This is a genomic window from Mesorhizobium sp. M0663 (genome assembly GCF_040320585.1).
Taxonomy (GTDB): domain Bacteria; phylum Pseudomonadota; class Alphaproteobacteria; order Rhizobiales; family Rhizobiaceae; genus Mesorhizobium.
In genome coordinates, this window is sequence record NZ_JAMYPX010000029.1 from 38,740 (window position 1) to 58,909 (window position 20,170).

16 protein-coding genes and 2 pseudogenes are annotated in these 20,170 nt (G+C 59.0%); 15 read left to right on the forward strand and 3 right to left on the reverse strand.

All coding sequences use genetic code 11. From position 1 onward, the window contains the following. Nucleotides 1-60: 60 nt before the first annotated feature. The 7 genes from NKI54_RS30065 to NKI54_RS30095 all read left to right on the forward strand — a co-directional run bounded on the left by NKI54_RS30065 (nucleotide 61) and on the right by NKI54_RS30095 (nucleotide 7,306). Nucleotides 61-984 (forward strand): carbohydrate ABC transporter permease, encoded by a 924-nt coding sequence (locus NKI54_RS30065; RefSeq protein WP_352693323.1) that lies wholly within the window; start codon nucleotides 61-63, stop codon nucleotides 982-984. Nucleotides 985-995: 11 nt separating this feature from the next. Beyond that, nucleotides 996-1,856 carry a carbohydrate ABC transporter permease gene (locus tag NKI54_RS30070; protein WP_352693292.1) on the forward strand — a complete coding sequence of 287 codons (861 nt, stop codon included), beginning with the start codon at nucleotides 996-998 and terminating at the stop codon, nucleotides 1,854-1,856. Continuing rightward, on the forward strand, nucleotides 1,853-2,794 hold the full coding sequence (locus tag NKI54_RS30075) for a ribokinase (protein WP_352693294.1): 942 nt from the start codon (nucleotides 1,853-1,855) through the stop codon (nucleotides 2,792-2,794). The genes NKI54_RS30070 and NKI54_RS30075 overlap by 4 nt, the downstream gene beginning before the upstream one ends. Continuing rightward, nucleotides 2,791-3,564 carry an SDR family NAD(P)-dependent oxidoreductase gene (locus tag NKI54_RS30080; RefSeq protein WP_352693296.1) on the forward strand — a complete coding sequence of 258 codons (774 nt, stop codon included), beginning with the start codon at nucleotides 2,791-2,793 and terminating at the stop codon, nucleotides 3,562-3,564. The genes NKI54_RS30075 and NKI54_RS30080 overlap by 4 nt, the downstream gene beginning before the upstream one ends. After that, nucleotides 3,557-4,351, forward strand: coding sequence for an HAD-IIA family hydrolase (locus NKI54_RS30085; protein WP_352693298.1), 795 nt, complete (start codon nucleotides 3,557-3,559; stop codon nucleotides 4,349-4,351). Before NKI54_RS30080 ends, NKI54_RS30085 begins: the two co-directional genes overlap by 8 nt. Before the next feature lie 30 nt (nucleotides 4,352-4,381). Continuing rightward, nucleotides 4,382-5,497, forward strand: a complete 1,116-nt coding sequence (locus tag NKI54_RS30090; RefSeq protein WP_352693300.1) for an ABC transporter ATP-binding protein — start codon at nucleotides 4,382-4,384, stop codon at nucleotides 5,495-5,497. Nucleotides 5,498-5,569: 72 nt separating this feature from the next. Continuing rightward, nucleotides 5,570-7,306: a phosphoenolpyruvate hydrolase family protein gene (locus tag NKI54_RS30095; protein WP_352693325.1), complete on the forward strand. Its 1,737-nt coding sequence runs from the start codon at nucleotides 5,570-5,572 to the stop codon at nucleotides 7,304-7,306. Nucleotides 7,307-7,310: 4 nt separating this feature from the next. On the opposite strand, the gene NKI54_RS30100 is transcribed toward NKI54_RS30095, so the two are convergent. Beyond that, entirely contained in the window at nucleotides 7,311-7,793 is a 483-nt protein-coding gene (locus tag NKI54_RS30100) for a hypothetical protein (RefSeq protein WP_352693302.1), read from the reverse strand. 270 nt (nucleotides 7,794-8,063) lie between these two features. Between NKI54_RS30100 and NKI54_RS30105 the strand changes: the two genes are divergently transcribed. From NKI54_RS30105 to NKI54_RS30115, 3 genes are read left to right on the forward strand one after another with little or no spacing between them, the layout of a single operon-like run. Continuing rightward, nucleotides 8,064-9,245 carry a Tm-1-like ATP-binding domain-containing protein gene (locus NKI54_RS30105; RefSeq protein WP_352693304.1) on the forward strand — a complete coding sequence of 394 codons (1,182 nt, stop codon included), beginning with the start codon at nucleotides 8,064-8,066 and terminating at the stop codon, nucleotides 9,243-9,245. Then, nucleotides 9,232-10,065 carry a phosphoenolpyruvate hydrolase family protein gene (locus NKI54_RS30110; protein ID WP_352693306.1) on the forward strand — a complete coding sequence of 278 codons (834 nt, stop codon included), beginning with the start codon at nucleotides 9,232-9,234 and terminating at the stop codon, nucleotides 10,063-10,065. Before NKI54_RS30105 ends, NKI54_RS30110 begins: the two co-directional genes overlap by 14 nt. 20 nt (nucleotides 10,066-10,085) lie before the next feature. Beyond that, a complete protein-coding gene (locus tag NKI54_RS30115; protein ID WP_352693307.1) occupies nucleotides 10,086-11,828 on the forward strand; it encodes an FAD-dependent oxidoreductase in 1,743 nt (580 codons plus the stop codon). Between the two features lie 139 nt (nucleotides 11,829-11,967). Here the strand turns inward: NKI54_RS30115 and NKI54_RS30120 are convergent, their stop codons facing one another. Both NKI54_RS30120 and NKI54_RS30125 read right to left on the reverse strand, forming a co-directional pair. Continuing rightward, nucleotides 11,968-12,648, reverse strand: a complete 681-nt coding sequence (locus tag NKI54_RS30120; RefSeq protein ID WP_352693309.1) for an HAD family hydrolase — start codon at nucleotides 12,646-12,648, stop codon at nucleotides 11,968-11,970. Then, a complete protein-coding gene (locus NKI54_RS30125; protein WP_352693311.1) occupies nucleotides 12,645-14,252 on the reverse strand; it encodes an amidophosphoribosyltransferase in 1,608 nt (535 codons plus the stop codon). Before NKI54_RS30125 ends, NKI54_RS30120 begins: the two co-directional genes overlap by 4 nt. Nucleotides 14,253-14,542: 290 nt before the next feature. On the opposite strand from NKI54_RS30125, the pseudogene NKI54_RS30130 reads away from it, so the two are divergent. The 5 genes and pseudogenes from NKI54_RS30130 to NKI54_RS30150 form a co-directional block, all read left to right on the forward strand. Further along, a pseudogene (locus tag NKI54_RS30130) lies at nucleotides 14,543-14,626 on the forward strand (IS6 family transposase); the annotation flags it as partial. Between the two features lie 659 nt (nucleotides 14,627-15,285). Further along, a complete protein-coding gene (locus NKI54_RS30135; RefSeq protein WP_352693313.1) occupies nucleotides 15,286-15,831 on the forward strand; it encodes a VOC family protein in 546 nt (181 codons plus the stop codon). Between the two features lie 79 nt (nucleotides 15,832-15,910). Next, nucleotides 15,911-16,092, forward strand: a pseudogene (locus NKI54_RS30140) (IS66 family transposase); the annotation flags it as partial. 871 nt (nucleotides 16,093-16,963) lie between these two features. Next, nucleotides 16,964-18,232, forward strand: a complete 1,269-nt coding sequence (locus tag NKI54_RS30145; RefSeq protein ID WP_352693315.1) for an aminotransferase-like domain-containing protein — start codon at nucleotides 16,964-16,966, stop codon at nucleotides 18,230-18,232. A gap of 149 nt (nucleotides 18,233-18,381) precedes the next feature. Continuing rightward, on the forward strand, nucleotides 18,382-20,170 hold a 1,789-nt coding region (locus tag NKI54_RS30150; RefSeq protein ID WP_352693316.1), incomplete at its 3' end, for a formyltransferase family protein.

Genomic DNA, 20,170 nt, shown 5'->3' on the forward strand with positions numbered 1-20,170 from the left:
GTTCCCGCCAACGACGGAGACCACGCCGTGTCATCCCAAGCACTTAAACCTAGCGTGCCGATGGCAGCCGAAGGACCTGGCGCGCGCGCTTCGTCCGGTTCGGCTTCGCTGGAGGGGCGTTCCATCGACTGGTTCAGCCTTGCAATCATCCTTCCAGCCGTCCTTATCCTGCTCGGCTTCCTTCTCCTGTTCTTCTATGGTGTCTACCAATCTCTGACTGACCTTCGCCTGGGCCGGCCGATCGCTAAGTTCGTCGGCTTCGCCAACTTTATAGCGCTCGGCAGGACGGCTGATTTCTGGAACAGTGTTCGCGTCACCGTGACTTACGCCCTCTCATCGGTCGTGTTGGAGGCTCTGCTGGGCCTCGCGATCGCGAGACTGTTCGCCTCCGGCGTGTTCATGGCCAGGGCTTTGCGTTCGGTCATCCTACTTCCCCTCGTCCTTCCACCCATGAGTGTCGCGTTGATGTGGACGACGATGATGAACCCGCAGAGCGGCATCATGAACTATCTGATGTCCCTGATCGGGCTGGCGCCTTTCGCCTGGATTTCGGATTCCAGGACCGCACTGCTTTCGGTGATAATGATCGATGTCTGGACCTACACCCCGTTCTTCGCGCTCATCATCTTCGCAGGGCTCCAGGGCATCACGGACGATATTCGCGAGGCCGCCCGCATCAATGGCGCGAAGGCATGGGCCACATTTGTCAACATCGAGCTGCCGCTGGTCGCGCCCCACATCCTGATCGCCGCGATCTTTCGGCTTATCGAGTCCCTGAACCAGTTTGACATCATCTTCGGAACCACGCAGGGCGGTCCGGGAAACTCGACCTCGGCGCTTTCCGTGCAAGCCTACATCACGGCTTTTCAGAACCTTACATTCGGCCGCGGCGCGGCCTTGATGGTCGTCAACTGGCTCATCGTGTTGATCGGCGCGTTCTTTACCGTGAAGCTCTGGCGGGCGGTTCGCCGCCGCGTGCAATAGGAGCCAGACCCATGGATTTCACGCGCTCCCTCACGACCAGGATCGTGCTCAACGTAATGGTTCTGATCTGCGTCGCCGTGCTCGCATTTCCGCTCGTGTGGATCGTCATGATGGCCTTGAAGCAGCAGAGCGAAGTCATGGCTTGGCCTCCGAGCTTCGTCTTCACTCCCACAATGGACAATTTCCGCGTCCTGTTCGATGCGGCCCAGGCGGGCGCCACGAGCTATGGAACCATCAAAGTCGACTTCCTCAAACCCGTGATAAACAGCGTCGTCATCGCGCTCGGCGCGGTGGTGGTTTCTCTGATCGCGGGAGTCCCTGCCGGCTACGTGTTGGCCAGACGCGACATCCCCTACAAGGAAGACATCGCGTTCTTCATCCTTGGGTTTCGCTTCGCCCCCGTTCTCTTGGTGGTGATCCCGCTCTTCAGCTTGTTTCAGTCCCTGGGCCTTTATGACACCTACATAGGCATGATCTGGGTCTACCAGGTCGTGACGCTGCCGATGATCGTGTGGCTGACACGGTCCTATGTCGAGGACATCCCGAAAGACATCGAAGAAGCCGCCGCGATCGATGGCGCGAAGCCGTTTCGTGTCGTCTTGCACATAGTTCTTCCGCTGCTGAAGCCAGGTCTCATCGGTGCGTCCCTGCTGGTGTTCCTCCTTGCCTGGCACAATTTCGCTCTCGGGCTGATGTTGAGCTCAACCAAGGCGCCTGTCACTGTCGCGCTGCTGAAGCTTCTCAATCCTGGCGTGCAGTTCTATCCGGTCATGGCCGCCGGGCTGGTCGTCACCATGATCGTGCCGGTTATCCTGATCGTCATAGGACAGCGCCATCTTGAGCGCGGGCTGACGTTCGGAGCTGTCAAATGAACCCTTGCCCCCTGATCTTCTTCGGCACCACGAATCTCGACTTGTGCTTCAATGTGGAACGGCTACCCACGCTGGGTGAAAGCTTGATCGGCTCTCTTGTCCGTCATCCCGGAGGCAAGGGTGCCAACCAAGCTGTGGCCGCGGCGAAGCTTGGTATGCGGCCAAAGTTCTTCACGCGCCTCGGCGATGATGAGGCGGGAGACGTCTTGATGCGCGCCCTGACAGACGCCGGGGTCCTGACCGAAGCGGTCCAGATCGCGTCGGGCGAGGCCTCGGGGTCAGCGCTCGTTATGGTGGGTGACGACGGTAGCAACATGATCATCATCGATCCCGGCGCGAACGCGAATGTCACCGCGGCCGTGATCGACGAAGTCGCTCATCACATAGAGCCCGGGTCCATCGTGGTCGCCGAAATGGGCCTGCCCGTGGATGCGCTGGAGCAGCTTTTCGCGCTCAAGCCCAGGCTCGGCTTTCGCCTTATCTTCAATCCGGCCCCCGTGCGCACCGGGCTCTCTCGCGAGGCCTGGTCGCAGGTCGATTTCGTCACCCCCAACGAGTCAGAGACCTTCGAACTCACAGGGGTGGAAGTCGTCGATCCACAGAGCGCAGCCCGAGCTGCGAAAATTCTACTCGAACTGGGAGCCAAGGCAGCCCTCATTACCCTGGGAGAGCGCGGCGCGTTCTATTCGAACGGCGAGGAAAGCTTTCTCCTTCCTTCGTTCCCTGTGGTCGTGGTCGACGCCACGGCGGCAGGCGATGCCTTCAACGGAGGGTTCGCGGCAGCGCTCGCCAGGAATGTGCCTGTCCGCGAAGCGGTCCGTCAGGCGATGGCCATCGCGGCGCTCTGCGTGACCAGAAGGGGCGCACAGCCGTCAATGCCCACAGCAGAGGCTGTCGACGAGTTCCTGAACCACAGAACATTACTGGAGATACGATGACACCACCAATTTTCACGATGTCCGGCAAGACGGTTCTCGTCACCGGCGCAGGCGGCGGTATCGGTGCCGCGATCGTCAACGCCTTTCTGGCGAGCGGCGCCAATGTCGTCGCGACCGATGCTAGCAGTGAGGCGCTCACCCGGACCTACGGCACGCTTGAAGCCAACGGCAAACCGGTCACGCTCGCCATGGACGTGACGAGCGAGCACGACATCGTCCGCGTGCTTGACGCCATCGCCGAGCGCTTCGGACGTCTCGATGTCCTCGTCAACAACGCCGGGATCAAATCGGCGGAGTCGCTTCTTTCCGGCGATAAGGCCAAGATCGACCGCACTATGCGGATTAATTCCGACGCGGTGCTCCTCTGCTCCAAGTTGGTCGTGCACCGATTTCTCCGTGACGGCGGCGGACGCATCGTCAATATCGGATCATCCTTGTCGTCGCAGGGCGCCGTATTCAACTATCAGGCGGGCGGGGCCGACTACTGCTTCTCCAAGGCCGCCGTCCACGATCTCACAAAACTTCTCGCATATGAATGCGCCCACCTCGGCGTCAACGTGAATTGCGTCGCTCCGGGGATCATCGACACGCCCATGCACGGCCGCCCGAAGAAGGAAACCGAAGCAAGGCATGCGGGCCGCATCCCCCTGGGGCGGGTCGGGTCGCCGGAAGACGTCGCCGGGCTGGCGGTCTTCCTGGCGAGCCCCGCGGCCGCCTACATTACCGGTCAGATCGTTCACGTAAACGGCGGGATGTTGATGAATGGCTGACATGGTTTCAACGCTTGCGTGGCCGCGCATAACGGGGATCGTCTCCGACCTCGACGGCGTCGTCTATCGTGGCAAGAATGCGATCGAAGATGCTGTCGAGGCATTCAAGGCCTGGCAGGCCGAGCGCATTCCATTCTGCTTCGTCACCAACAACTCGACCCACACGGCCGGCGACGTCGTCTCGAAGCTGCGCGGCTTTGGACTGGAGGCGGGGGAGGAGAACGTCGTCACGTCCGCGGTGACCGCCGCGAAGCTGATCCGGCAAACCTATCCCGCGGGGACGCGGACCTATGTCATCGGAGCGCCTTCGCTGAAGAAGGCCATCACCGATGCGGAGCTCGAGATCACTGACAGCCGCCCATGCGTCGTGGTCATGGGGCTCGACCGGGAAATCACCTACGAGAAGCTCACGATCGCCGTCGACGCGATCCTTAAAGGCGCGATCCTGATTGGAACCAATCCGGACCTGCTGTTGCCCACTCCGACGGGTTTTGAGCCCGGGGCAGGTGCCTGTCTGACCGCTGTCTCGGCTGCCGCACGTGTGAAGCCCATCATCGTGGGAAAGCCGGAAGTGCACATGATCGAAGCTGCACTATCGCGGCTCGGCACGGATCGAGCCTCGACGCTGATGATCGGCGACCAGATACCGACGGATATACAGGCCGGGAAACGCGCCGGGCTATGCTCCGTCCTGGTGACCACGGGAGTTCCGCCGTTCAACGATCCGTCGCTGCTGGCGCCGGATTTCACTGTCTCGAGTCTGAAACAGATACCTTTGAAGCGCTGAGTCAGGCGCTAGCATGGTGGGAGAAAAAACATGGCTGAGGTTCGCCTCGAAGGGATCAGGAAGGCCTATGGCGACCTTGAGATCCTGCGCAATATCGACCTCGACATTCGGCATGGCGAGTTCGTGGTCTTTGTAGGTCCCTCCGGATCCGGCAAGTCGACATTGCTGCGCATGATCGGCGGACTGGAAAAGATCACCAGTGGAACGCTCAGGATCGACGACAAGGTGGTAAACAAGATTGATGCCGCCGACCGCAATCTTGGCATGGTCTTTCAGTCCTATGCCCTTTACCCGCATCTGTCCGTCCGCAACAATCTCGCATTCCCGCTTAAGATGGCAAAGATGAAGAAGGACGAGATCGCCGGCCGCGTCCAAGCCGCCGCCGCCCTGCTCCAGATCGAGCACCTTCTCGACCGGAAGCCACGGCAACTGTCCGGCGGACAACGTCAGCGCGTTGCGATCGGAAGGGCCATCGTCCGAGAGCCCAAGGTGTTCCTGTTCGACGAGCCGCTGTCCAATCTGGATACCGAGCTGCGTGTCCAGATGCGTGTGCAGATCGCCAAGCTTCATAAGCAGCTGGGCAACACCATGATTTACGTGACGCATGATCAGGTCGAGGCGATGACGATGGCCGACAAGATCGTGGTCCTGAAGGACGGTCGCATAGAACAGGTCGGGTCGCCGCACGATCTCTACCATCGGCCCGCCTCAAAGTTCGTCGCGGGTTTCATAGGGTCGCCAAGGATGAACTTTCTGCCCTGCAAGGAGAAAGGCTCCGACCAGGCAAGGACCGAGATCGCCTTAAGCGATAAGATGTCCCGTTGGTTGCCGATACAGACGACATCGTCGAAAGGTGGCCGCCCGCTGACACTCGGCATCCGCCCCGATGATTTCGTGGCGCCAACCGGCATGCCGGGCGAGCTCGTCGTCGAGATCGACGTCGACTTCGTTGAACATCTGGGAAGCGCGACATATCTCTATGGGACCGCTCTCGGCGACCATGTCGTCGCCCGGTCGCCCAACGACCACTTTCACGCCGGGAACGCCGGGCGGGTATTACTCGCCGTCTCCGCTGCCGACTGTCACCTCTTCGACGCCGAAGGGAAGGCACTGACGAGGCTGGAGGCGCCCAGGAGCTGGAATTGAACATTCGATCCGCAAACGTGCTAGGATCGCGGCATTCCAACGGGAAACCCTGAGATAACGGACTTCAGGCAAATCCTCGGCAACTCGCGGTCATTTATCCTGGGAGCCGCGATCGGCTCCGGCATGACAGCGCGGGCGGCCGAACGCGCGGGGGCGGACTTCGTGCTGGCGCTCAACGCCGGCCGGTTCCGTGCGATGGGTGCTTCGTCTCCAGCGTCGATCTTTCCCATCCGCAACAGCAACGAATTCGTTTCCGGTTTCGCCCGCTCCGAAATCCTCAGGAGCACGAAACTCCCGGTGTTCTTCGGCGCCTGTACGTTCGACCCTCGGCTCGACCTCGATCGCTTCCTCGACAATATCACCCGATGGGGGTTTGCAGGGATCACGAATTTTCCGTCCGTGATCCATGTGGACGAGACGCGTAGGTCCATCCTCGAAGGCTGCGGTCTCGGATACGCCCGCGAGGTCGAACTGCTCGTCAAGGCGGCGCAGCGCGGCCTGATGACGATCGCCTACACCCGAACGCAGACCGAGGCCCGCCGAATGGTCGGAGCGGGCGTGGGCGCCATCTGCATGAATTTCAATCTCAACCCTGCTGAAACTGCGGTGTCGTCGTCGTCCATCGGCCTGGCGGAACTCGCCGCCCGAACGCGAGACATCGCGCGGGCGGCTCACGGCATCAACAGGAATGTCGTCTGTCTGCTCGGAGGCGGCCCGATCACGAAGCCCCAGGAGTTGATGGACGTCTGCCGCGAGACAGGAACGCAGGGGTTCATCGGCGGTTCTTCCCTCGACCGGGTGCCGCTCGAAATGTCGGTTCTGGAGATGACCTCGGGGTTCAAGACCATCAACATTCTGCGGGAAAAGGTCGACCTGCTGGAACGGCAGCTCCAGCTGAACGGCTACCGCCATGGCGTGATCGCGCAATCGGCGTTGATGAATCAGGCGCTCGACAAGGCAAAGCGTCTTTCGACGGGCACGAACCCGGTACTGATCGTCGGCGAACCGGGCACGGGGAAGCGTCGCGTTGCGACCCTGGTGCATGCCTTCGGCGCGAGAAAGCACCGCAAGCCGGTTACCTTCCCTTGCCGCAAGGCGCCCGGCAACCAGAACGAGATGGCGCTCTTCGGCATGGAAGCGGAAAAGGACGCACGGCGCCGGGTGTCGCTGCTGGAAATGTCAACGGACACCTCCCTGGTCATTCTTCACCTCAACACGCTGTCTGAAGACGGTCAGGAGCAGCTTGCCGATTATCTGGAGCGCGGCACCTTCACCGCCGTTAACGGCGCGGTTGCGACGCGATCGGAAGCAAAGATAATCGCCACCTGCACCGTGCCTGCCGGAGCATGGCTGGAAGCGCTGCCCCTATCGCCACGATTGAGAAGCGTCTTCACCGGGCTGGAAATTATGCTTCCTCCCATGCGGGACCGGCTGGAAGACCTTCCTGCGCTCATCCACCATTTCACAGTGGAGACCAAGGGCGATGCGGATGCAAAGGCGCTGACGATCGAAAACTCCGCCTTTTTGGCGCTGGCCAGCCATGCATGGCCAGGCAACGTCAGGGAGCTTCGCCATGTCATCGAACAGCTGGCCACCTTGCCCTCGAACACCTCGATCACGGCGGAACGGGTCCTTCCGGTTCTTGGAGCCAAACCGGCAACCAAAGGGACCACGACCCTTTCGGAGAGAGAATGGGTCATCGACGCGTTGCGCCGGAACAAGCTTCACCGCGGCAAAGCTGCCGCCGCGCTCGGCATTACCCGCAAAACCTTATACAACAAGATCAAGAAGCACCGCATCCTAGAATGACGTCTCAGTCTTGGGGAGACAACGGCGCCGGCAGCGACCAAACAGGCAGTTCGCTACCCGTTTCGCCCAAACGGACAAGCGACGTGACCGGCGCTATCGGACAGGAAAGGGCCGTCGCCGGTACATGGAGCATGGCTTCCGGCTGTTTCTGGAACAGCTTCCCTGCCGCGGCTGCGTCTCGATTGGTCGATGTCAGAGCCAAGCCCAAGCCATTCTCCGCGAACCATCTCATGCGCTCCAGCTCAACTGAATTCAGATGGTCTTCGGCACCCGCCTCCGAGCTGGTTTGGATGAGAGCGGCTGGCGGAAAGTTCACCACGCCGCAGAAACCTTTCTCCGTCAGAGCATCCGCGACGTCCTCCCAAAGCGTGAACGGGTCGATCATCAAGATCGCTGCGTAGCAACGAGCGCCTGCAACGGGCTCGATCTCGTCGAGGCCGCGCAGTAACTCGCCATTCCAGTCGCAAACGGGAAGCGTCGCGATCACAAGGGGAAACCCGGCCGGCAAGGCGCGAAGGCTCGGCGCAAACACATAGGCGTCATCGTCGCTCGGGGCACGCTCGGTCCAGATCGGCCGGTCTACGATTACCCACCTACCCATTTTTACCCATCTCTCCTTCGGCAGCCGATTATCCAGCCTGCCCCAAGCGTTTACTGGTCCTGGGCAACAAAGCAAGAGCGGTGCCTTGGAGGGCGAAGACATGGGAGCTCAAGGCACGACCTCCGCTCCATCCCCTGCAGGAAGGTACGGAACATCGTGATCGCAGAAACAACCAGCGCAAACTCCGTGGCCATTGTCGCGACGATGGACACGAAGCAGGCCGAGGCTTCCTTCGTGGCCGACATCGTCAGGGGCGCGGGACGCAGCGTCTTATTCGTCGATGTGGGCACCTCAAAGGACGGAAGGCTCCGGTCCAATGATCCGGCGGTTCTGCTTGCGGGAATCGCGGGCGAGGCCCGCAAGTCGGTGAACGGACTTTTCGAGACCGGCAAGGTCTCCGCCGTGATCGGCATCGCCGGCGGTAAAGGGAGTGGCGTGTTCGGCGAAGTCGTCGCCGACCTGCCATACGGCTTTCCCAAGCTGCTGGTCTCCAGCGCACGCCCGGCCCTGCTTGCCGAACTGGCAGGGAAGTTGGATGTCCTGCTCTATCCCACGCTGGTCGATCTCTTCGGCGTGAACGGGTTCACGTCGCGGGTTCTTGAAAACGCGGCGCGAGCAATCGCCGCCATGCATTACCTTCCCAAAGCGAAATCGCGGCGAAAGATCGTAGCCATCACGTCGTTTGGCGTGACGACCCCCGCTGTTAACGCATGCGTCCGGCTTCTTGGGGAAAAGAAGATTGAGACGATCGTTTTTCCGGCGAACGGCGCTGGCGGGCGAAAGATGGAATCGCTGGTCGACGCGGGTGAATTCGATGCCGTGATAGATCTCACCACGACCGAGCTGGCCGACGAACTCGTTGGCGGCACTGCCAGCGCCGGGCCCGATCGGCTGACCGCAGCCGGGCGGTGCGGGATTCCGCAATTGATCGCTCCCGGCGCCGTCGACATGGTGAACTTCGGTGTCCGCTCCTCGTTGCCACCCCGGTTCGCCGAGCGCAGGCTGTACGCGCACACGCCGTATACGACCCTGCTGCGCACGACGCCTGAAGAAACGAACGCGATAGGCCGCCTCACGGCGCAAAAGCTGTCGGCGTCGAGAGGACCCGCGCAGGTCCTGTGGCCCTCGAAAGGCGTGTCGGATTACGACCGCAAAAGCGGGCCGTTTCACGATCCCGAGGCGAACCGCGCATGGCTCTCAGGCCTGCGCGCCGCGCTTCCCGACACCATCCCCGTCCGGGAACTCAATTGCCACATCAACGATCCCGAATTCGCAAGTGCCGCGGTCGAATGGGTACTTGACCACGTCGATACGGAGACCGTCGATGAGAATGTTTGACCGCAACGAAATCCTGGACCGGATCGCCGAGCAGTCCGTAAAAGGCGCCGCGATCCTGGCTGCCGGTAGCAGCTGCGGCCTTGTCGCCAAATGTGCCGCGCTTGGCGGTGCGGACATGCTTGTCGTCTACAGCACGGGCCTCTCACGGCTCATGGGCCTGCCGACCAGCCGGATTGGGGATTCGAACGCGCGGACCATTGAAATGGCCGACGAGATCCGCAATGTCGTCTCCGATGTTCCGGTCATTGGCGGCGTTGAAGCGTGGGACCCGGTCCGGCTCGATCTCGACAGGCTTCTCGACAAGTTTTGGGCCGCTGGCTACTCCGGCGTGATCAACTACCCGACGATCTCCACGATGGGCGACAAGTGGCGCGACCGCCGTGGCCGCGTAGGCCTTGGCTTCGAGCGCGAAGTCGAGATGATCGCCACGGCGCGGAAGAAGGGCATTTTCTCAATGGCCTATGTCGCCTCAGCGAACGACGCGGCGGACATGGCCAAAGCAGGCGCGGACTGCATCGTTCCTCATGTCGGCGCCACACGTGGCGGGCTTGTCGGCCATGACGAGGGGCAGGCGATCGGCGAGGCGATCGAACGGATCAACCGGATCAACAACGCGGCGCGCACTGTCCGCGGCGACGTCATCCTTCTCGCCCATGGCGGCGCGATAGCTGAGCCGCAGGATACCGAAGAAGTCTACAGGTCCACCGATTGCATCGGCTTTGTCGGCGCGTCCTCGATCGAGCGCATTCCGATCGAGCGAGCCGTGAAATCGGCTGCCGAAGCCTTCAAGGCCGTCCCCCTGAACCGCAACAAATCCTAAGCACGACTGCCGAGGAACCCATGGCCGACACTGTAACCCCACCCGTGCGTAAGCAGGCGGGCTCCGCACACTGGGACGCGGTCTACGACGTGATCGCGATCGGAAGCGGCGCGGCGGGCCTGTCCGCGGCCCTGTATGCTTCCCAGTCGGGACTGCGCGTCCTGGTGACCGAAAAATCCCCAAAGCTCGGCGGCACGACCGCCCTGTCGAACGGAATGATATGGATACCCTGCTCGCCGCATGCCTTGGCCGCGAAGGTCGAAGACAGCATCGACAATGCCCGCACGTATCTGAAGGGAGAACTCGGGAATTACTACCGGGAGGACTTCGTCGAAGCCTATCTGGCGGACGGACCCGAGGCACTCATCGAGATCCAAAAGGATTCCGAGGTCAGGTTCATGCTCGCCGCGGCCCCCGATTACCACTCAAGCCGGCCCGGCGGTGTGAACTCAGGCCGCGCGTTGAGCCCCGCTCCGTACGATGGCCGCCTGCTGGACAAGGACTTCGATCTGGTCGCCGATCCCATTCGCGTGGTTCTCGGCGGCATGATGATCTCTTCCGGCGAGGTTGGAAGATTCCTCAATCCCTTCAAGTCGAGGGATTCCATGAAACATGTGTTGAAGCGCCTGGGGCGCTACATCGGCGACCGGATGCGCTACAGGCGCGGCACCGAGTTCAGTGGCGGAAACGCATTGATTGCGAGATTCATCAAGAGCCTGAGACAGCTGCAGGTGGATATCTGGACCAGCGCGCCGGTCACCGGACTGGTCATAGATCAGGGCAAGGTGGTTGGGGCGGTCATATGCAAGGACGGCAGGGACATGCGCGTCCGGGCAACTCACGGCGTCGTGCTCGCAACCGGGGGGTTCCCCCATGATGCCGGACTTCGCAGCGCTCTCAGCGGCGATCACCAGCATGACCAGAGCCTGGCCCATGCGGACGCTACGGGCGATGGTATCAAGATTGGACTGCAAGCGGGCGGCAAGATCGACAACGAGGTCGCGAGCGCCGGCTTCTGGACACCCGTGTCGCTGCTGCGCGAAAAAGGCGGACGAATGCAGACGGTTCCTTACGGCTGGCTGGACCGCGGCCGCCCTGGCGTGATCGCCGTCGGCCCGGACGCGCGGCGTTTCGTCAACGAGTCGAACCCATATCACGACATCTGCATCGCGATGTTCGAGAACGGCTACCCGAAGGATGAGCGCTTCTACTTCATCTGCGATCATGAATTTCTCAAGAAGCGCGGTATGGGCCAACTTCTTCCGTGGCCGTGGACCCTCAGCACGAAATCCTACGAGCGTGCCGGGTACATCCAGGTGGCGGATACCCTCGCGGCGCTGGCCGTGAAGATCGGCCTCGATCCCAAGGCGCTCGAACAGACGGTTCAGGAGCATAACGAGCATGCCCGAACGGGTGTCGATCCGTATTTCCAGCGAGGTGAATCCGCGTTCAACCGGACGCTCGGCGATCCTTCCGTTGGCAAGCCGAATTCAAACCTCGGTCAAATCAAGACCCGTCCTTTCGTTGCCTTGCGGATCGTTCCAGCCACCTTGGGAACGGCTACCGGTCTTGCGACAGACACCTATAGCCGGGTGCTCGACCAGTGGGGAAAGCCGATCGATGGGCTGTACGCGTGCGGCAATGACGCGACTTCAGTCATGCGAGGAGTCTATCCCGGCGCGGGCATCACGATCGGCCCTGGGATCGTGTTCGCGTTCCGCGCGGTCAAGTTCATCCGCGACAGCGCATTGCGCGGGCTTTGATATGCAGTTCGGCACCATGACGTAAAGACTGATCCATACCAGTCCCATGTGTCCTGCGCCGACCAAGCCGATCTTTTGTCCCGTGTCGTAGGCGTGCGGTTGATGCCGGATTTCCAGTCAGGTCTATTGCATAACTCATTTACGCATTCCGAAAGAAGCCGTGCTTTTTCAGAATGGGCAGCAGCTTATGATGGTCATGGATGATGTAGTCTGGCTGCGCCGCCTGCAAACGCGACTCGGAAACAAATCCGCCTGTAATAGATATGCTGATCAGCCCGAGGTTACGTGCAATATCAGTTTCGATCGGCATGTCGCCAATGATGAAGGTCGACTCGGCGCTCAGATTGTTTGTTTGCATGTAGACGCCAAGCCGGTCGCCCTTACTCATGGATTTATATTGAGTGGCGCGGCTTTCAAATGCCAGAACCTCGGTGACACAATCGTCGATTCGGAGCCTTCGCAGTTGGGTACGAAGGGGCTCGACTATATGGTTGCTGAGAATGATGGTTGAGACGGCTTGTTGACGCGCCGTTTCCAAAATGCGGCGCGCGCCTTCGCGTAGATCAGCTTTGCTCGCCAGCGGTTCGTACATGTCGTGAAAAAAAGCGCTGTCATCGTTTTCCACTTCTGCGACCTCGCTTTCCGACATTCCAAGATTGCGGTAAAGGATAGAAAGTGGAACCTCGCACTGTTCCCGAAGAGTATGCATATCGATGGCAGCGCGACCAAAGCGGCTCAGAATAGCGTTGGTTGTTTGTAGAAATGCATCGGCATCGTTAAGCAGGGTCCCGTTCCAATCGAATACAAGAGTAGGTTTCATGATGTGACCTCAGGCAAGCATAGTTCGGTAAAGGCGAGATTGGTGATCGATCTATTCAAATTGTCTTTCGCGCGTTTTTCCCCCGCAGGAGTTGGCATGTCGAACGTAAACGGAGATAGATCAATTCCATCGGACCCTCCCGGCAGCAACGGTATCAGAGCGTGAAAGGGCAGAAAGGTGATGGACGCAGCGTTGATTGATAGGGCAATTTTGCTCTCGATCACCCTTAGGGTTTGCGGTTCGATTTTATGAAAGCTAAGGCTTTCTATCCGCTTTTTGGGTGGCAGTGTTTTCCATACCTTCCAGAACGCCAGCTCGTCGATCGTCTCGATGCCCATGCCGTAATAATTCGGCGCGACGATAGGTGGCGAACCGATCGCCCAATGCACAGCCTTCGCTCCGGCAGCATGGAGCATTTCCGTTACAGCCCGGCTTGTATCCCCCCGAATTAGTGCTTCGTCCACCATCATGATAACCCTGTCCCTAACATCGCTTTCTGCGTCGACACAGTATTTCTGCGCGATAACCGAGTTGCGAGTGCCAACGATACCTATAAGCGTCCGCTGCTGAAGTTGTGTTGCGATTACTTCACGTCGCTGGACGAAAGCACCGTGTTTCTCGGCCAGAGATGCGAACAAGCCGTCGGCGTACGGGCCCCCGGTATGCGGCATGGAGGAAACGACAATAGGGGCAGAGCCCATCTCTGCTGCCACTTTCGGCGAAATAGTTCCACCCAGAGTCACGCCTATATTGTGCCGCGTGGCCAGGTGAGATTGGCCTCGTATCGACGTTTCGAGATTTCCGATGTAAAGCGTTTCGTAGACGCAAAGCTTAGGGCTGTGTCGGGCATGGCCCACGAAGCTGTCAATGCATTCTCCTGTTTTTCCATCCAAATACTTGATGTGGCCTGGCGAAATTTCCTCCGTTTTGCCTTGTAGTCCGGCAAAAGCTGAATTTTCAGAAGCAAAAAGTATAGATCCATCTTCGGTTTGCATAAATTCCAAAGGACGTAAACCACTACTATTGCGGAAAGCAATCAGACTTCCTTCGCCATCCAACACAAGTGCACTGACGGCTCCATCAATCCGGTCATCGATATCACGAAATACACTTTCGTAATCGACCGGGAGAGCATGCTGCCAAAAAGCTCTTTGGCAAATGTGCTCAATAAACTTGAGCAGAAGCTCTGCATCCGTTGTGCCGTCGAGGCTATGCCCTCGCGCGAGCAATTCTTTCCGAAGTTCATCAGCGTTGACTAAAGCCCCATTCAACGAAAGGGCCAAATGGCGGCAGCCGGCTTTATGGTTATCAACAGGCTGGGCGACGTTGCCACCGTTTTCCTGGGAAGATGGATTGCGAATATGTGCAATCGCTACATGAGGCCTGAAATTCGCGTCCTGCCCATCGCAATCGATGTTTACCAATTCGCGTGGTGGCCGACACGACCTTATATATCGAATTCCTTTTGCATGCATGAACGCTGCAAGACCGAACCCAGCTTGTCCACGATTGTCAAGCTTCGGAACCATGTGCTTGAGCCGATTATAAACCGTCTCCTGTGAATGACTTGAAGGCAACACAAACGCGCCCGCAATACCGGACATGCGACTTCTCCTTCAATGCGGGTCAGCGCGAGCTCGTGGTTTTGTTTCCACTTAAGCAAGGCTAGTGCAGCAAGGCTCGTGCCAAGGTCTTTGACGGCACGCCTGACGATGCGCCACATCGGCTACGCGCCCGACAATACGGGATGTGATCAAGCGGCCCTGATCCGGATCGTGGGACTTGCGATACGCTGTCCTCATCAGACGCCAGCTTAGGACTCCTCGCAGAATCGACGGGTTTGCGGCATCGACGACGGAATGAACACCGCGACTGTCAGCTACAAGCGCCATCGTTTCCCGGCCCCTTCAGCCTGCGTCTGGTCGGAGAAATGCTGCTGGAGCGCGGGATCGTGGTTTCTTATGAGACAGTCCGCCGTGGCGTTCAAACGTGTCCGGTTGAAGACGTCCATGTCTGTAGGCCGACAACAAAGCGGATGCACCCGGTCGACCAGTACGAGGCGTTCCGCGATCTGGCGGACGAACGCAAGTCGGTCCCCGATATTGCCGTACGGTTCGGCGCGACGACATGAGGAGCGGCGATTTTATGAGAAGGGGAGCATGAGGAACTGTGGGGCAGTCACGTTGCGGCCGACCAAACGGGCACTTTCTGTGGCGCGGTTCCGGCCCGTTCAGAGAGCCTCCGCCACCAACCGCCCCACAGTTCCTCATGCTCTCCGGATCTGGTGGCACGACACGTAAACGACAACTCCTGAGGCGATCATGCCTTGCGCTCCGCGCGCATGATCCTGACCAGACGATCGGGATCCCACCGCTTCAAAGCGCGTGAACCTGACCGGCTTGACCTGACCCCTGTCAGCGGCGAAACCGCTCCAGACGCCAGCGCCTGTTTTTTCCGTTGGCATGTTAAATGCAAGTCATCGACAAACGCGCTCACATTGAGCAGAAATTGTCCCACGACCACGCAAAAATGGACCATTCCCGTACGCGAGGCTACTCATGTGTAATCAGGCTGTTAGCAAGCTTATGGCTTGATCATTAAATTGGCTGCGTCACCTAAACAGAAGGACTCAAAAAAATGACTTATCCCGTGGGTTCGCCGTCTGATGGCTCTCTGAAAGTATCTATCGAGGCAAATGGCCATCATGACCCTCGATTACACAGCATTGATCACATAGCTTTGGCGGTTCATAAACTAGATAACGCTATCCACCTGTTTCAAGATGTCCTTGGCTTTAAGCTTAGGCGGCGTTTGCATATAAAGGGTAAGAAGACTGGGATGGTGTGTGCGGACATGGTTCGGAACGACATGTGCTTTGTACTTTGCCAAGGCACAGAGCCAGAGTCGCAGGTGTCTCAACTTGTCCAAAATTACGGGGTAGGTCTAGCTCATGTTGCATTAGCTGTCGACGATGTGTCGGCGGCGGTCAATACGCTTAGAGCGCGGGGGTTGTCGTTCGACACGACCATTATTGAGGGACCTGGCCTAACACAAGCATTCTCTTCTCGATGCCCTAATACGGGGATAAGCTTTGAACTCATCCATCGGAACGGAGAGGAAGCATTTCTTGAAAACAACGTACAAGAGCTTTTCGAGCAGCTTGAGCAGGCTGGAAAATACTGATCGACGAGGTGTCGTCCCCTCGGTTTCTATAGCGATGCTGGTGATCCGACTTCAGGCGCGCCCGCCGGCCTACCAGGGTCCCGCAAGACTGATCGAAGGTGGCATTCCGACAAAAGCGATCGTAGCCTGGTCGCCGTCTCCAAATGCGCCGATCACCTCACTCTCTACAGACTGCCAAAAATCTGCAAGCGGCGAGACATCGCTCTCGACCGTTTGACACTCGCGGACTGGACCGGCCGTGCCGCCTGCACCTGCGCCCCGAGTGACCTGAATGCGCTCAAAGCGATGGTGCTTTCGCGCGAAGCGGAAAATGCCTATCTGCGCCAGATCATCAGAGGATTGCAGCGCCAGCGGGCCGACGCGCCGAAACACTTACTGAAGATCAGCTTCTCCTCGGGCTCAAAGAAGCCGAACAGGTCGAGGCGAACGAACTCGACGAAAAGGAAAGCGTCACCTGATCTGCGCCAGGCACGGTGACCTGGCCACTGAACTTTCATCCCAGCGGCGATTATCCTCGGCCGTTTCTGTTACGCCGTGGCGCGCGTTGAGCAATCGGCGAAGACGCGGAGCCTTCGATCAGCGTACCTTCACCGCCCGGATTCGCCTTTAGAGCTTCTGGCCGGAACCTGGCAGCGTCCTGTCCGACAACCCGCACGCGCGCGACAAACTCGAGCCTTCCTCAGATGCTTGCGTCCAATGTCCGACAATGTCGGACACTAGTCATCTTAGTAGCGCCACTTAATTGTTTTGGCATGATTTTCCTTTGGCACGGCACTTGCACGGTCATGGTGTATCTGGGTCGCGGTTGAGGAGAAATCGTCTCATGACTACCAAAAATCCGGTCAGCTCTAGGTGTGCGTGGACGCAGTTTGCCAACTTCATAGGATCCGAGTCCTCTCGCTTTGAGAGGCGGCTCAGCTTCGAAGACATGCACTCAGGCGCGCAGGATGGATTCATCAATCAAACGATGGGTGCCTTTTTGATCAGCTTGATCATTCTGGCGAATAAGCCGTGAAAATGCGTGAGCCCTTAGACCTCAATGATGCCCTCGCTCTGAGACTGGTGTGGTCCTCAGCTCGCCGATAGTCCTACGCAGGGTTCGATGTTGGATCACAGATCGCAATGTTCAGTTATGAAATTTTTGAACGAAGTCTCGAGCACGTTTCCCTCGGCAGTCTCGCTGGCGTCTGGCAGACCGAGTGAGCGGTTCTTCGACAAGCTCGACCCCCAGGTGCTGTTGAATGCACTAGTAGTATATGAACGCTATTCAGCTGGCGGTCACGGGGGCGGGCGATTATTGTCGCACTTGCTGCAGTATGGACGAACCGCCGGCATTATCGGCGAGCTCGTTGCGCAACAGGTCCGGTCTGATGAGGGGGTTCCCGCGAGGGCGGATCGCGTACTGATCACCTCAGGATGCCAGGAAGCGCTCGCACTCTGCCTCCCGGCGCTGTGCCCTGAAGCTGCCGATGTGCTCCTAGTCTGCAATCCCACGTATATTGGTGCGACCGGTGCAGCTAAGGCCGCAAGGGTCGCCGTTACAGCATTGTGCAACTCAGTGCCTTGCGTTGCAGAGGCAGTCGAACTCGCCGTCCTACAATTGCGCCAGAGTGGTCGGAGGGCCCGCGCTCTATACCTCATTCCCGATTTTGACAATCCGACCGGGCGCGTCCTCGATAAGGCCTCACGATGCGATATCCTTCAAGTGTGCGCAAGAAATCGGATCATCGTTCTGGAGGACAATCCATATCGGCTATTTCGGTATGAAGGTGATGAGATCCCTCCGATGGCCGCTTTGGATGAGGTAGGAAGTGTTATTTACCTGTCCACATTCTCCAAGACCTTGAGCCCAGCTCTCCGCGTGGGAGCTGCGACACTGCCCGATACAATATTTGGAGACGCGCGCGCTTGCCGGGCACTTTGGGAAAACCTGGTCCAGCGCAAGAGTTTCGTCTCGCTCAATACAAGCCACATTACCCAAGCGATTGTGGCGGGACTCTTGATCGAGCAGGCAGCAAGCTTGCGTGGCTGGATTCGCCCCGCGCTGGATTGGTATCGTGCAAATCGCGACGTCATGTTGCGTCAGCTGGACAGTGTGTTTTCGCCTTTCCCGGAGCAGATTCGATGGAATCGACCCTCTGGCGGCTTCTTCCTGTCTCTTGACCTTCCTTTCCGGTTTGGCGCGGACAGCGTGGACGAGTGTGCAAGGTGTGACAATGTCATTGTTATGCCGATGAGCTTCTTTGCGTTGGATAACTCTCAAGACTGCCGGATTCGATTAGCATTCAGCGCGGTTACTCCCGAGCAAATCCGAACCAGTGTGACAGGTTTAGGCCGCTATGTGGCGCGGCGGTTAGGGCGGGAACTGCCCAGCTTAGTGGATGGACTGGCCGAGGGGTGAAGATGGCACGTCAGTCTTCACCGAAGCGCGCAAGCGCTTACGGAACAGGCGATTGGACTGGGCAAGGCCCTGCAGCCCAATCAATCTCCTCTAGCGTGTTTGTTGGCCGTGGTACGCTCGCAGTTAGGTGCGCGCAGCTGGCAATGGAGATGGGCCACCTCATTGGCGCGGCGCTGTGTGGCGACGCTATATTCGCAGAGTGGGCGGCTCGCGCCAATATCCCCTGTATTGCGAGTGTTGACGAGCTCTGCTCTCGTTTGAAGGCCGAGCCGGTGGATTGCATTTTCTCCGTTGCCAATCCGCTTATATTGCCACCGGACATGTTTGGGCGAGCGCGACAAGGTGCTTTCAATTACCACGACGGTCCACTGCCACGATATGCAGGAACTCACGCGACGTCCTGGGCGCTGCTGGCCCAGGAGAGCGAGTATGCCATCACGTGGCATCGTATCGATGATGGTGTTAATGCGGGTGAGCTGGTGGTTAAGCGCCAAGTGTTAATTGCGCTCACCGACACGGCGTTGAGCTTGAACCTCAGATGTCATGAAGCCGCGGTCGAGGGCTTCCGCGAGCTTTTAACTGGCTTGGCGAAGGGAAAGCTTACTGCTCGTCCGCAGGCGCTAGTCGACAGAAGCTATTTTCCGAGACGTCGACGCCCAGATGCGGCAGGCTGTCTGCGATGGGATCGATCCGCGCGAGATTTGTCAGCGATGACGCGTGCACTAGACTTTGGGCCGTATAATCCCAATCGATTGTGTCTGCCCAAGGCTTTCGTCGGTGATGACGTTGTCATAGTCAGGCGCTTGGAGGTGTTGCCTCGACGCTCGGGCCTTCCGGCGGGTTCCCTGCTTGAAATCCACTCCGGCCACTGGCGTGTGGCAACGGGTGCGCAGGATGTTGATGTTTGCTTTGGCGGCCCCGATGGTCAGCTGCTGGACGCGCGAGCACTCGCCAGGAACTTCAATCTGGATGAAGGTTATCGCCTTCCAATTTTGAGCGGTGATCAGGCGCGGAGCATAACTGCCGCCCATGAAAAGCTGGCGCCTTCAGAGGATTTTTGGCGACAGCGGCTTGAGCAGTTTAAAATATTGCAGCTTCCTTTTCTATCGGCGTCCGTGGCTGAAGCGCCGCACAGATGGCAGTCGAGCTCGTGGTTCATTCCAAGTGCTTTGGCTAAACTGGCGCCACATGATCGCACGGAATACCTGGTAACGGCTTGGCTGATCTATCTCGCCCGTATCGCGGGAGAAACAGAGCTTCAACTGGGATGGACGCCTGCATCGGATAGATCGCAAGCCGGTTCGAAAGCGGTGGAGGTGCTTATCGCCTCTGTCGTGCCGATGGAAGTTACCATTGATCTTGCACATGATTTTGAGGAAATGCGCAAAGCGGTGGCGGCCGAATTCGCTCAGCTGAGGGCGCACGCTAGCTTTGCCCGGGATCTTATCGCGCGCTGCCCGACATTGCGAGGTGTGGAGGCGCTACGGTCGCACCGGCCCTGGCCGCTTGGCATCACCATCACGACAGACAGCTGTTCCGTCGCTGGCGATCTGAAGACGAGCCCCAGAGCTGGGCCAGCCCTATGCGGCGATTTGCTGACCTTTGAGGTTTGCGCTCTGGATGGGAGCTTTCGCTGGCATTTTGATGCAAGTCGATTGGCACCGGAGCAGATCGACCGCATGACGCAGCATTTGCAGAATCTGTTGTGCGCTGTGGTTGCCGATGCCGGACAGCCGGTGGGCCGGATTGAGCTGCTGTCGGCCGCCGAGCGGACGTATCTGCTGGAGGATCTGAACCGGACGGCGGCGGCCTATCCTTCGCAGCGGTGCATCCATGAGCTGTTCGAGGCGCAGGTGCGCCAGGCGCCGGAGGCGGTGGCGGTGGTCCATGAGGACGAGCGCCTGAGCTATGGCGAGCTCAACGCGCGGGCCAACCGGC